This window comes from Sphingobacterium sp. UBA5789 (assembly GCF_002418355.1).
Taxonomy (GTDB): domain Bacteria; phylum Bacteroidota; class Bacteroidia; order Sphingobacteriales; family Sphingobacteriaceae; genus Sphingobacterium.
Map to the genome: position 1 here is coordinate 174,242 of NZ_DIDX01000006.1, position 15,141 is coordinate 189,382.

General features: G+C 40.7%; 7 protein-coding genes. All 7 read right to left on the reverse strand.

Annotation, left to right across the window (positions count from 1 at the left end; genetic code table 11):
* Positions 1-6 precede the first annotated feature (6 nt).
* Entirely contained in the window at positions 7-1,521 is a 1,515-nt protein-coding gene (locus B4B65_RS16995; protein ID WP_293917168.1) for a sialate O-acetylesterase, read from the reverse strand.
* 8 nt (positions 1,522-1,529) lie between these two features.
* The gene (locus B4B65_RS17000) at positions 1,530-3,338 is read right to left on the reverse strand and encodes a RagB/SusD family nutrient uptake outer membrane protein (RefSeq protein ID WP_293917171.1); all 1,809 of its coding nucleotides are present in this window, start codon (positions 3,336-3,338) and stop codon (positions 1,530-1,532) included.
* Between the two features lie 11 nt (positions 3,339-3,349).
* Entirely contained in the window at positions 3,350-6,580 is a 3,231-nt protein-coding gene (locus B4B65_RS17005; protein WP_201680665.1) for a SusC/RagA family TonB-linked outer membrane protein, read from the reverse strand.
* A 554-nt stretch (positions 6,581-7,134) separates the two neighbouring features.
* Positions 7,135-8,760: a RagB/SusD family nutrient uptake outer membrane protein gene (locus B4B65_RS17010; RefSeq protein WP_293917175.1), complete on the reverse strand. Its 1,626-nt coding sequence runs from the start codon at positions 8,758-8,760 to the stop codon at positions 7,135-7,137.
* A gap of 11 nt (positions 8,761-8,771) precedes the next feature.
* Complete coding sequence (locus B4B65_RS17015; protein WP_293917178.1) at positions 8,772-11,867, reverse strand: SusC/RagA family TonB-linked outer membrane protein; 3,096 nt, start codon at positions 11,865-11,867, stop codon at positions 8,772-8,774.
* A 62-nt stretch (positions 11,868-11,929) separates the two neighbouring features.
* Positions 11,930-13,510, reverse strand: a complete 1,581-nt coding sequence (locus B4B65_RS17020) for a fasciclin domain-containing protein (protein WP_201680668.1) — start codon at positions 13,508-13,510, stop codon at positions 11,930-11,932.
* Positions 13,511-13,521: 11 nt separating this feature from the next.
* Complete coding sequence (locus B4B65_RS17025; protein ID WP_293917181.1) at positions 13,522-15,138, reverse strand: fasciclin domain-containing protein; 1,617 nt, start codon at positions 15,136-15,138, stop codon at positions 13,522-13,524.
* Between the last annotated feature and the right edge of the window lie 3 nt (positions 15,139-15,141).

Below are 15,141 nucleotides of genomic sequence, written 5' to 3' on the forward strand. Positions count from 1 at the left end.
TGTTTTTTAATTATCTGTACGAAATGGACTTGCAGGCAAGCCCTCTGCATTGTAAAGATTTCCGGGCTTATATTTCCCCCAGGCGTATCGGACATATAGGGGTTGCCTGACCTGTTCGCTGCTTACCTGCAGCTGAGTTCCCTGAACTGAAGCGGTAGCAGGATAATAATGCTGATCTGCACCGGCAATTTCAAAACCTTTAATTTCTTTGCTGTCTGATAAGAATCCCTTGCTGGCATAATCAAAAGTAAGAATGACCTTATCTTTCTGTATTTTCTTTTTCCTGTATAATGGTCCTGAATACGCTACCGGAATCTTATATTCTTTAGCTAAAGCCCAGTTCGCCAATCTTTCTCCGGGCACCTGTTTATTGCGGGGGTGTATATCCGTAGAATCTCCTACATCGGTAATGACGACCATGCCTGTGTTTTGCACCGCCTGCCAGGTTTTCAGTTGTGCTTCTCTGATCTCCGGTGGCTGTTTGTAGTGCGGAGCGATCTGCACAAAATAGAAAGGCATATCTTTTTGTTTCCATGCCTCCCGCCAGCTTTGAATCATATTGCTGAAAACCTGCTGATAGTCCTGATATCTGACGGAATTGGATTCTCCTTGATACCAGATTACTCCCTTTATAGTATACGGGACAAGGGGATTGACCATTCCATTCCATAGTGTAGCCAGTGCCTTATTGTGGTATATTCCTAGAGGTTCTTTTGGTTTTTTTGGTAGCTGCTGTCCTTTACTTTTTGCCTCTTCATAATGCTTAAATGCTTTCTGATAGACCAGGCTGTCCTGTGGATAGCTTTGCTCCGCTTTATTTTGTTCTTCAATCAATGCACTGTACACGGGGTTATGCTGCATGGATGACATTGGCGTCCAGGACTCTGCATGTGTACCTCCCCAGGTTGTCTGTATCAATCCTACAGGCAATTTGGTCTGTCTGTATATTTTACGACCGAAGAAAAAAGCTACAGCAGAAAATTCTTTTAAATTATCCGGATTACAAATCATCCACTCTCCTTCACAGTCTTCTAAAGGCCCTTTAGGGGATAAGGCCTGCCGGACATGAAATAAACGGATTTCCGGAAAATCTGCTTCTTTCATATGTTGCTCTTCATCCAGAATTCCAGTTCTCCAGCCTGTTGATTTTGCTACCGGAAAATCCATATTGGACTGTCCCGAACAGAGCCAGACCTCACCGATCAGTATATTACGAATACTGACCTCGTTGTTTCCCTTAAACAGTAATTCATATGTTTTGCCAGAGGCTTTTGGTGTTTGTATCGTGAGCATCCATTTCCCGGCATGATCTGCAATTGTTCTAACAGTTTCTTTCGTCCAGGATGGCGTTACCGTTATCTGCTCACCAGGGTCCGCACTTCCCCATAGTCTGACCTTCGTACTTTGCTGTAAAAGCATATTGTCAGACAGAAGTGCAGGCAGCCTGATATCTGCCTTGCAAATATCCAACAGGACAAATGCAAGGCAGATCAGCACATATTTTAAAACAGCAATTTTCATGTTCAGCATTAGTAAAGCGGGTGTTGCTGTCCGCGTAATCCCGGATTATCATCGATAGTCTTGGTACTCAACGGGAAAAGTTCTACTTTATTTTTTTCCAATCCTCTGTAAAGGTTACCTACCCATGTCGCTGTTGGTGTAAGCGCATTGGCAAAGAACGCCGCAACATTGCTGTGCATTTCCAGGATTGTATATCCTTCATTTTGCAACTGGGTTCTTTCTGTGGCGGTAGGTGCTGCTTTGAAAGAAATATAGGTACATGCAACCAAAGGATCGTTGAACGTGGTTGCAGAGGTTTTTTTGTAGGCTCTGTACAGATCTACATTTGCAAAACGGCCCTTTTTACCGGCAAGATCCAGCACTTGTTGTTTGGTTTCTGTAAGTTTTTCAAATAAAATACCCCATCTGATCAGATCTGTTCTTCTCCATCCTTCAAATCCAAGCTCGAGTTTTCTTTCTTCAATAATAGCGTTTTTGAATTCCTGATAAGAGGCTGGTGTCGTTCCGATTTTACCGGCATCACCTTTAAAAGCTCTTAATCTGACTTTTTCCAACATTTGCTTCGCTGTAGCTGTAGGTGCCTGATTCAGTTCATTTTCAGCTTCAGCATACATCAGTAATATATCCGAATAACGCAGTTCTATCCAGTTGATATCTCTTTTATTAACCGCAGGACCTTTTTCAGATTTCCAGTTTACTCTGAATTTGCCAATAGTATTGCTGGAATATGTATTCATCTGATGCAGATTGTCTGCTGTAATAGCATAATTACTGATCGCGACATCCCTGCGGCTATCTCCCTCTTTGAAATCAAAATAGTAGGTCGGAAGAACGGCCATTGCAGGTTGAGCCTTGCCATAGAATGAATTTTGGTGCGCAAAGATTCCATTGGTGTATCCTACCTGTGCCTCATTGCGGTCTAAACCTAACTGACCATATTCTAACATGGATTCTCTGTTGTAACGACCATTGATCAGATCCCGGAAAACCGTTTCATAATCTATAAGATCATTTTCACCTCTTTTCACTACTTCTTCACAGGCATCCCGTGCGATCTGATACAACTGTTGAATACGTTGTGTATCTGCTCTTCTGGCCAGTTGTACACTTCCCGGTGAATAGGAATTCAGATCCCATCTTAACGAATAACCGGCTGCATACAAGGCTGTACGCGCCAGAAGTCCATAAGCTACATTTTTCGTGATACGTTCTGAGGTCACTCCTGATTCACTTTTCCAGGGCAGTAGTGTTATTGCCTTTTGCAGATCTTCAATACATCCGTCCATAATAGTGTCTCTGCTCACACGTGAAGAGGCATAACTATCGGCTTCTATCACCGGAATCTTGGGATAAGGTACATCTCCAAAATAACGCACTACATTCAGCATATTTTTTGCACGGATAGCATAAGCTTCTCCAAGCAGCATATTCAGCTTGGTTTTTTCAGATTCCGCAACATTTGTCATCAACGGGATATTACGAATGATCACATTGACCTGCTCTACTCCCGAAAACATAGCTGTATATGTAGAAGAAGGACTTGTAGCCGGATTATAAACATAATTGGAGACTTGATTTTTGGAATTTGTTTCCCCCTCTGTAGAGAAGCATTCGTCCGTACCCATTCCAAACTGATAATACAATTCGTTATTAAATGTACTGGTGTATGCTCCTAATACCGCCATCTCGACACGGGGTACATTTTCAAAGATATTGGAACTATCAAAATCACTTTGTGAAGGCAGATCTAACCAATCTTTGCATGAAGTGGAGAATAATGCCGCAGAGATACTGATTATATAGACTAATTTTTTCATGACGCTAAATCTTAAAATGTTAAATTAACTCCTGCTACCACACTTTTTGCTCTAGGATAAGCTGAGTTATCCACTCCTCTTGTCAGGATAGAAGAACTTGCTGATACTTCTGGATCATATCCGGAATATTTGGTAAACGTATGGATGTTATTCAATGTCAGGTAAACACGTAATTTATTGATAAATGCTTTTTTGGAAACCGTAGCCGGTAAAGTGTAACCAAACGTAATATTATTGATCCGTAGGAATGAAGCATCTTCCAGATAGTAATCCAGGGCATCACTAATGGCTATATTATTCCCTGAATTGAGACTCCAGACCTGATCTTTACTGTGCTGATCCGGATTTAATGCTGCCAGACGACTCAGATCTTTGGTTTCTAATCCTGTTGCCGGATCTATAAGTGTAAACCGGGAAGCCATTACAGATAGTGAATTCTGATTCGGCAGGTATGGCCCCATAAAGCGTTGTGTATTCATATTGAACGCCTGATTACCATAGGCAAAGTTCACAAATACACTTAAATCAAAATTCTTATAAGAGAAAGCATTGTTCATACCTCCGAAATATTTAGGTTCAGGATTACCAATAACTGTTCTGTCATTAGTAGACCAGACAGGGTTGCCGTTAGCATCCGTTTCTCCTGCTGTTGGCAAATACTTGACATCTCCCGGTTTGATAGTTGCGCGGTTCTTGCCTTTCAGGGAAGCGACTCCATTTTTTAAACTGTATGATCCGTCCGGATTCTGATTAAAATCATCTGTTGTATATACGCCATCATATTTATAACCGTAGAATTTACCGACAGACTCCCCTACCTGCGTCATAAAGTCAACTCTTGAACTCAGATTTGTAATGAGATAATCATTGCCACTGGTTCCGAATAAAGCTTTTGTCCTGGACTTGTTGAATGTAATATTAAAACTGGTCTGCCATTGGAAATCTGCCTTCTTGATATTAACCGTGTTCAATGTTACTTCCACTCCTCTGTTTCTCAATGCAGCTATGTTCTGAAATTGATACGAGTAACCTGTTGATGTAGGAATATTGGCCCGAACCAACAGATTTTTGGACTCGTTATTATAGAAGTCTGTTGTCAGATTGACTCTGTTATCTAAGAATGACATATCCAATGCGATATTACTGGTCTGTGTTTTCTCCCATACCAGATCCGGATTTCCTAATGTTGTACCTGGCTTGAGACCAATAACCTGCGTATTATTTACAGCAACGACTGTGGATCCGTAAAGTGTCGCATAACTGGTATTACTGATCTTATCATTTCCGGTAGTCCCATATCCCGCACGGAGTTTTAACTGATTAAAGAAACTACCATCTTTCATAAAACTTTCGTTATGAATATTCCAGGCTGCAGACACGGAAGGGAAAGTACCCCACTGATTTCCTTTTCTGAATCTGGATACACCATCTGCACGGATCGTTCCGGTTACTAAATAACGATCGTCATAATTATACATAGCACGTGCAAAACCTGAAACCAGACCGTATCGTCCTTCATCCGTATCCGCTCTTTCGATACGGGATGCTAAAGAGACATCATTCAAACCAAAATTACTGGAAGGGAATCCATAATAAGTGTGTCCTACACTCAGATCCTTGGAATACAGAATCTCATGTCCTGCCAATAGATTAAGATTGTGCTTACCAAATGTTTTAATCCAGGACAAGGTATTGGTCAATTGCCATTGATAGCCTTCTGCATTGGAACGGCTTCCGTACGGCCCTCCATTGTTGCGTGCGGTGACGGTACGTCCGTCATCCCAATAATCTTTACGGGTTTGATTCCACTGATATGCGCCTGAACTTCTAAAAGTGAAATTTTCCAGAAAATTTACTGTAAGCCCTAAATTCAGATTGGCTAAACGGGCTACTTTGTTACGGGTAATAGCGTCATTTGTAATAATCGGGTTATAAATATCGTATTGCGAATCCAATGCCTGAAGATCTTCGGCTATATCCGAATTAATTAATTGCTCATTTGTGAAACGGATTCCACCGGTTGCAGGCTGAAGAATAGACATTTTTAGCATGCCTCCTAAAGAGCCGTCACCGTCGGTATTGGCATCCTGAAACAGGGAGTTAAAGTCCAGATTCACACCTTTTAACAGTTCGTGATTTACTTTTGCACGAACACTGTTTCTGCGAAACCCGGATTTTGCCAGAATACCATCCTGACTGGTATTATTAAAGGTCAGCATGAGTTTTGTCTTTTCATTACCTCCGTTGATATTCAGATTATGATTCTGTAAAATCGCCTGTCCTCCAAACACCTCATCCTGCCAGTCGATGCCCGGTCTGCTCCCGTAATCACGCTGGATTCTTGCATACGCTCCTGAAGCAAAATCTGCAGCATTGACATCTCCTCCAAACATATTGGCAAATTGTTGCTGTTTGCCTCCTAATGTTTGAAATTCATACTGGTATTTCACATAATCTTCAATATTCAGTAAGTCCAGTTTTTTGCTGAGCTTTTCAAAACTTGCATATCCGTTATAATCAATATTGGTACGTCCGGCTTTTCCTGATTTGGTGGAGATCAGGATAACCCCGTTAGCTCCGCGGGAACCGTAGATTGCTGAGGCTGATGCATCTTTGAGGATGTCAATACTTTCGATATCATTTACATCGATCTTCATCAGTGCATCTTCCATCACAAAACCATCGACAATGTAGAGTGGCGTGGTCGATCCGGTAATAGAAGTTCCTCCTCTTACAGTAATATTAATTGCAGCTCCGGGAGCGCCACTTTGTGTCACCACATTGACCCCTGCCACTTTACCGGTAATAGCCTGTGCAGCTGTAGTAACAGGTACATTGCGGATATCACTGTTTTTTACTGTACCGACAGCTCCTGTGAGATCCCGTTTACGGGCTGTACCGTAACCGATGACTACAATCTCATCGAGTTCATTATTGGCAGATTGCAATACAATTTCCATAGGACTCTGTGTATTGGCTACAGCATCTTTTGTTTCAAATCCTACGTATGTAAATCGGAGATTGGTATTTTGTTTTACCTGAATGGAAAACTTGCCGTCCCTGCCCGTCGTGACAGCTACATTGGTGCCTACTACGGCAACAGTAGCTCCTCCGATGGGTTGATTATTCTCATCGACAATCCTTCCTGTAACAATATCTGAAGTTTGTGCAACACTTATTCCTGTCATTACAAACGCAAGAAAGGCACATAAGATCGCTCTTAAAAAAAGCATATTTTTCATAAGCTGGTATACGGTTTCTATTTTTCTGTAGGAGCTAAAATATAGCTCTTTTATTTTACGCTATTCTATTTTATTACATATATCCTGATAAGGCATTAGCTGTCAGCACAATGAAAAATCAACATCAGCTGCTGTTTCATTGTTATATTTTAATAATAAGAAAAGGGGAAAGGGTACTGACGGTTATAATTATCAGCATACACGACCTCACTCCGGTTTATACTTGTTGGTTCCATTACGAAATTATAGATTGGTTAATCCAAACTTAGTAAAACCAAAAAGCACAACTATCCTGACCTATCCTGAAACGTATTTCAAACAGGCAGAAACCGGAAGGGCTAAACAGAAGAAATATAGATAAGAATATCTACAGACCGGCATTTACATATACCGGTAATGATTGATTTTAAATGTTTTAACAACAAAAAGAGAGCCCCCAAGAACACTTATTGCATTCTTTCTTTCCTGGCAGGTCTCTCTTTGGTTGTATTGTTTTCAGGTTAAAGAATTAGAATAAATATTGTTTATATGCTGCTTAATGTGTGTTTCTGTTGTTACAATGGATAGTTTACATACCAATTGACAGGATTCATCAGATGCTGTTTAAAGGTTTGCTGATATGCTCCGGTATATTTTTCGCTGACTCTGTTTGCGAGCATAGCCGGATCATTCCAGCGGGAGGCGATCCGTATCATCGCAAAATAAGCTTTTGCTTCTCCGGCACTTTCCATTAATGTTTCTTCAATAATCAGATCATCTACAGCTTTCTTATAGGCTTCTATCTTCTCAGGAGTATTCAGATTATCCTTCGAAAGTCCTGCTGGGTATACGGGAGAGAGATTAACCCGACGGCGGATACCCCAGTTTTTTGCTAAAGCCACATTCCATACGGTATTGTTCAGCGGATACTGCAGGTTGTTTGCATTACGGGACAGGTATAATTCTATTCCATCATTTAGAAAAGCTTCTGCTTCTTTGAATTTTCCCAGATTATTGAGTGCTTCCACCATAAAAAAGTGAACATCTGCATCTCTGTAAAGGACGATATGCACATTATTTTTATAGATTTCTGAAGCACTTTCCCTGTCTCTTGAAAACTTACGGATTACCCATTCACCATTTTGAAAATAATAGGTGTAATTTTCTCCACGGTACAGGTCTCCAAGTGTATTACCGTCATAGCGTAATTGTTTTTTATAACGGTTCATCGCCACCTCTGTTGGCTTCAGATAATATACAGAGGGCTGTGTATTAGAAAAGTAAGAAATTAATTTATTCGTCTGATTACGTTCAAAATCATAGGGCACCACATTGATCAGCCCTCTGGTTTTTGTAACCGGACTACGGCTGAAAAACTGAATCCATTCTCCGTTATAATCATCGTTACCTATTTTGTAGCGACCTCCTCCATTATCGTATATAAACGGCATACCCACCTCTACCACTTTACTGTAATTTTTATTCCACAGATACAGCTCCATTAACAATGGTTCGGGGGATGGACAAATCATGTTCCACACCAGATCCTGTTCGGACGCATTGACCCCGGGAAAGAGTACATCTCCCCACACGAGTACATTTTTGCCATTCACTCCTTCGATACCAGACTCCATCAGGTCAATCAGTTTGGGAATCAGCTGGTCTAATGTCAGTACCGGAATTTCTCCCACCTTGTTAATATCCAGATTTTTATCATCAAAGTAAGCTGCCTTTCCATAGAGTTTTCCGATCATAAGATATGACCAGACTTTGAATCGTATCGCTCCGGATATAATAGAATTATAGTGTGCTTCTTCTATTGCTTTTGGATTTTTCTTACGGTATTCTATAACTTTTGCCAGATAATTATTTGCATTGATGATAATATCATAGAATCCTTTCGGATTGGCAAATTCATTACCTTGTTTTTCCCTATAGTAATAGAGATCCCACAGATCCTGAGGAGCATTTTTTGTAGGTTCCAGCAGATCGGTACGCAGGTCAGCCAGAAAAACAGCCTGATCAGCAACTTTCTGAACTTTTGCAGCTATTCCCATATAGCCAGAATAGAGCTCATTCGCATTACCCACATAATCTTCGTCTTTCAGGATATCATTGGTATCTACTTCAAAGTATTTTGAACAACCTGTAAAAAATAAGACTGCACAGATTGCTGTTATTTTCAAATAATTTTTCTTCATCTCTTCAACGATTAGAGTTTCAGGTTAACACCTAATTTAAATGTACGTGGTAAAGGAATTTTACCATAATCGGATCCTAACAGACTGATATCATAGCTATAGGCTGTCACAGGATCGAGCCCCAGATATTTGGTCCAGGTATAGATATTTTCCCCGGAAATATAGATTTCGGTATTGTTAAGTAATTTGAATTTCTGAGCTCCAAAATTATATTTCAGAACTACATTACTCAGGCGCAGATAGGAAGCGTCTTCAATCCAGCGATCTGAAAAACGACTGTTACCCATCGGATCTCCATAAGTTGCTTTGGGAATTGTCGTCATCTGACCTTCTTCCTGCCATCTGTTGAGGATAGCGGTAGACTGATTCTTATAGCTACTCATGTCTTCCAGGCTGCGGCGAACTGCATTATACATCTTATTCCCTTTAGAGAAAGTGACATATCCGCGTAAGGTTAGTTTTTTGAATCTTATATCTACAAATCCGGACCCATAAAATTTAGGTAATGCATTCCCCAAACTCTTACGATCATCCTTATCAATGATTCCATCTTTGTTAATATCTTCAAAGATAGCATCTCCGGCTTCGAAAGGGAGGTTTTTGAAGTCTGTCAGATTAAGACGTGAAGCCTCTGCCGAATTACTGATGACACCATTGAACTGATAACCGTAAAAATCATATGGCGAGCCTCCGACCTGTGTGATCAGGGTCATGCCATACGGGGCGGCAGTGATCTTTTGGTCTATGTTATTCAGGCTTTTCACTTCATTTTTTAAGGTACTCAGATTTCCACCTATCGTAAATCCGAAATCTTTTTTCTCTATAAGTGTGAGGTTGGCATCAAACTCGAATCCGGTATTGAGCAGAGTTGCTCCGTTGACATACATATTTTCGATACCAGCAATGGGTGTGACCGGAACGGCCTGTACAACATCTTTGGCTGTAGTATGGTAGTAAGAGGCACTTAAGTTCAATCTTTTTTTCCATAAACTTGCAATCAGACTGACATCCCAGTTTCGGACATCTTCTCTGTTTAAGGATGTATTGGGAATATTCCCGACTACGATACCTGACAGCTGACGATAAATCTGGCTGCTGTAGTAGGCCTGACTGAGTTTGGATGAATATCTGCTGTTAGCTGTTTTGGAATATCCCGCATTCAGTGTCAGCAGATCCAGATTGGCGATATCTTTAAATGCACTTGTATTTGATAACAAAAATGAAAGATCAACTCCGGGATAAAATCCGAAACGGTTCACATCTACTCCTGTAGAGGATGCACCATCAGTTGACAGATACGTCGACGCTTTCACTAAATTCCGCCAGTCATACTGCACAAAACCATAAAAACTCATCCAGTTCCAGGACTCATTATAGCCATCAAAAGCACGTCCTGCAGCATTCACATAATTGAGCGTACGATAGAAATCGGAGCTGGTATTACGCCCGAATCCCGCATCATATTCTCGATCTGTGATCATTCCCTGAAATCCTACACCTGCCTGAATATTGGATTCATCCAGTTGTTTTGTGTAATCTGCATTTATCTTGTAATAGATATTGGAATTCTTACCCGATCCGGAACGAGCGGAGTTCAGTGCTACGCCATTTTCCAGGGGCAGAATGGTACGGCTGGACAATCCGGGTATAAAGGTAGATTGTCTGTTATAACTGGAGAACAATCCGAATGTACCGTATACATTTATGTTTTGAGTAGCTTTGTATTTAACACCCGCATTGACAAATACATCATAGATATCCGAATTGATGGTTGTTGTATTAAGCAGAGCCAATGGATTTGACACATTGAATTGTCTGACTATATCATAATCCGGCAATATGTTGTTACGGTCATCTTTTCTGTAAGGACTGAGTATCGGTGCCTGATAAAGCGACGCCAGCATAGGGTTAGTCGCCTGAAGCATTCCCTGTTCATGCAGTTTATTCGTCGCATATGTCAATGCTACACTCGCCGACAGGTCAAATTTCTTGCCTAAGGTAAGCGTTGAATTGAGGCGGGTACTGTAGCGTGTAGATTTACTGTTGTCCAATGTTCCATTCTGATCCATCACCCCCAGAGACAGATCATATTTGGCAATAGCATCCCCCCCTTTGATACGAAGGTGATTATCCGTAACGAATGCGGGAGTATAGATCTCATTTTGCCAGTCTGTATGATTATTATACAGAAAATTGTAATAGTAGTTGGGGTCATCTCTTAAAAACGGAAAGTAGCTGATCATATCATTCATATCCGCAAACTGAGACATTCCTACATCTCCGATAAAGTTTTTAAAATCACTCCCCTGCAGTACCGGTATACGTTTGTTATTATATCCTATACCATAGTTTCCTTTGAATTCAATAACTGTTTCGAGATCATCTGCAGATGAGGTCTCAATAAGGAGAACGCCATTGGATGCTAATGATCCATATACGGCAGCCTCCGGACCTTTAAGCAATCTGATACTCTTGACATCCTGCGGATTGATAGCATTAAATACGCTTCTGGAATACCCTCCGATAATAGTAGATGTTTCATTATCCGGAAAATATGGCATCCCGTTCAGAATAATGAGGGGTGAATTATCTGCAGTTAAAGTTCTTATCCCACGAAAGTTCAGCACGCTTCCCTCTGTAGGCATTCCACTTTTATTAATTACATTCAATCCCGAAAATTCACCGGCTATTACATCTTCAATATTATAGACGCCATCCTTGAAATCCTGATTATATAAAATGGATGTTCCTTTATTGGCAAAAATACCTTCTTTGACTTCATCAAATTTGAAACGTGTATCAGGGACCAATGTCACCACAATAGAATCCCGCTTCAGTGTACTGACCTGCAGTTCGTGAAATCCGGGACTCCATACTGTAATAAGGGCGGAAGTACCGACATCGTCGACCTTCAATGAAAAATCTCCGTTTTTATTGGTTTGTGCAGAGGTGGCACTGTTTTTTATAGAAACAATTGCATTCGCTACTGCAGCATTATTATAGGAGCTCAGTACCTTTCCTTTTATTACCCGCTGTGCAAAAGCCTGCTCTGCACTACACAAACCTATAACCGAGCTTACAAGCAAAATTTTATATAATATATTCACCCTTTTTATCATAACTATTCAATAAGCATTCTTTAAAAACATTATAAAACTGCTTTACTCTTTTAATAATTGTTTTGTGTGGGAATCAACGCCCAATGATATAAATCCATTTGTTCAGCCGTTCCTTTACCCAGTCCGGCAAATTCTACTTTTATTCTAAACCGTCTCACCTGAGTACCATCTATAATGACAGGCCCTACTAATCCTCCCCATCCGTTATACTTGGTACTACCGACGGTATTGGTTGAGCGATCATAGTTCCATGGTGTGGAAGGTTCTACGTTGAGTGCGCTTTTAATCAGTTTACCATCGATATAGATGTTTACAAACGGATGTGTGGTGGAGCGGAATCCCATATACAGATTATATTCTCCGGGAGGAACTTCAACCACTTTATAACCGGTAGATCCGTCGCTGTTGCGTACAGTCATTACTGGTGTGAAGTCTATAGAAAGCGGTGCTCCTGCAATTTTCTCCCCTTTCAGAACCAGTGTACGGTATTTGTATTCCAGTCCCAGTGTCGGGAAACTTGCATTATCGCGGTCTGTCGGGACAACACTGGTCGCATTGCGTACTGTAAACAGATTTGCTTTTTCATTATCCGGCACATATTCCCAATAATGAAAAAACTGTTTGATCATGTCGATATGTACATTGTTAGGTACTTTCAGTTTCGAGATTTCAAATATTCTGCCGTTACTCATCCGTTTATAAGCCGGATTTACCTGCTGCACACTTGTTTTCCACAGTTTGTTGAAAGCCGAATATATATTTTCTTCACTGCCATAATCATCGACCAGTTTATTATAAAAGATAGCTTCTTTGATCCAGGACATAGCTTTGAGATAATCATCCTCTTCAAATGTTTTCCCAAACTGAGCATAAAGACTTCTCAAATCATTAAAACAATTGTTCAGCACCTGATTGCTTGGCAGAAACATACTGACTTGTACAAATTCTGAACGGATATTTGCTTTTTCAAAAATCGGATTCTTGATCACGTAGGCTGAATCATAAACAGTATTCCCGGTAGGATCCACGCCAATAGGAATACTGTTGGCCAGATCAAAAATGGTATCATTAAGTCGCAGAATGGTATCCCGGATAATGGAATAATCAGATCCCAGTCCTTCCAGATATTCATAGATACTTACATCCGGTTTCATGAGTTCATTAATCTCATGCACAACTCCGTTTTTACATAGTTGATTACCATTGACAAGAACTGCATCTCCTATCTGATATTTACCTGAAGCATCCTGATTAATAGACAGGTATTTTCCATTCAATGTCTTCAGTCGTAATCCTTTTTTAAGTTTAGAGACATCATAGGTAAGATTGTTCATATGGTAACCCATCACATACTTTTCATCCAGATTTAATTGTGCCAGACGGTCCATCTGTTCATTATTTACCACCCATACAGTCAGATACTGGTCTCTTTGCAGCTCCTGTGCCAACCCGGCTTCTTCTAATTTTGCTACAAATTTGCTATACTCCGGTTTTGATTTCAGGTAGTCCAAAAGATTTAAAGGAGATACGGTAGTCGTTCCTTCTGATGTTCCATAATGGCTGTCCCAGGCTTTTTTACAGCTCGAAAAGCAGAGCACTGCTGCTATAAGAGCAAAAATTAATCTTTTCATAATTGTAATATTTAGTCTATAGGATCAAATCGTATATAATCCAGCGTAATCAGCTTTCCATCTAATGAAAGTATACGCAGTTTGTGAGATGTTGTCTCTTCAAAAGTGACATTGCCGAGAGACTGTTCCAGCTGTCTGTCTGTACGTGTGTTACTAATAGTATGTTTTTCTCTCATCAGCGCCCCATCCAGAATAAATGAACAGATTCCTGTGGACGTTGCCTGAATAGGGCTTGGCCAGAAGAAGGTCACTTTGTACTTACCTTTTACGATTACAGGACTGTTCATTTCTATCCAGCCTGACTCTCCCAGAGTAACGCGCAGATGATCGTAATTCAGCACTTCACTGTAATAAATACCATCTGCCGGTCGGCTGTTACGGTAGATCAACACATTGCTTCGGGTCTCCGGGCGTGCACTCCAGATAATACTCTTGAGGTCTCCGGTAATAAATGTTTTGTTATACTGTGCACTCAGATTTGGTTTCTTAAACTGGGTTACATTGGCTTCTATATCCGGATAGTCGGACAATTCCCAGATCACGGATACCCGTTCCGGTGTAAACACCGGCATCCAGTTATTCACTTCATGTAATACTCCGTTTTTACACAGCACATTGAACTCTAAAAATTTAATTCCTGTAGTATTAGCCGCATTACTGTTCAACAGTAATTCTCCCTGTCCTTCCGACATCTTGATGAGTTGTTTGTCTGCTAATGTGTTGATATTCATCTTACGCTGTCCTGAAGGGAACTGACCCAGACTGGCATAATCTCTCAATTGACCCAGAAGATGATAAGCGACATACTGATTCAGGGGATTCTTTACATCTGTATAAGGCAGTCCATTACTGGCGGATAACTTAGTAATAAGATCAGCGATACTTCTCACATTGTCCGCAGCAAAAGTCTGATTGGAGACTGCAAATGCAGTATAACGGTACCGGATTTCTATAGGGTTACCCTGTTCATCTGTGGAAGGTGTATATACTGTTTTCAAACGTTCTTCATAACCGGCCATTTTCACTGCTTCATAGAAGATACTGAATTTGTCCTGTTGAAGACGGTCAATGATCGTTTCTGTCAACGGCGTCAATACATCTTCGATAACATGTATAATTCCGTTGGTTGCTTTTACATCAAATTTTTTAAACCGGGAAAGTCCGTTAAGATATACGGCTTCCAGTCCTCCCCCTCTGAATTCTATACTCAGGTTATCATCCGTTTCATTGAGTTCGTCAATTGCTCCACTCTGAAACTGTCCCAGATCAATAACAGTTCCTGCAATCAGGTGATAGCGGACCAGATAAGCCGCATCTTCTTTCGACATATCCTGCACGCTTGCATAACCTTTGGCTTTTAAATAGCGGTCAACACCTTCATTAGAGGGCACAAAATGGGTATAATTTGCATTCAGATTAAGTGTATTGTACAGATCCGCCTGATTCAAGACTTCTACCCAGCGGGAGAATTGATCCGGGTGCTGCTTGAGATATACTGAAATCGGGAATTCATCATAAGCTGTGAAGGTTTTATCTTCAAAGCTATCTTTACAGCTATTGACCAGCAACAGCGGAAACAACAGCAAGAATGCCTGTATGATTCGGTGTAAGTTATAAATTCGTTTCATAGT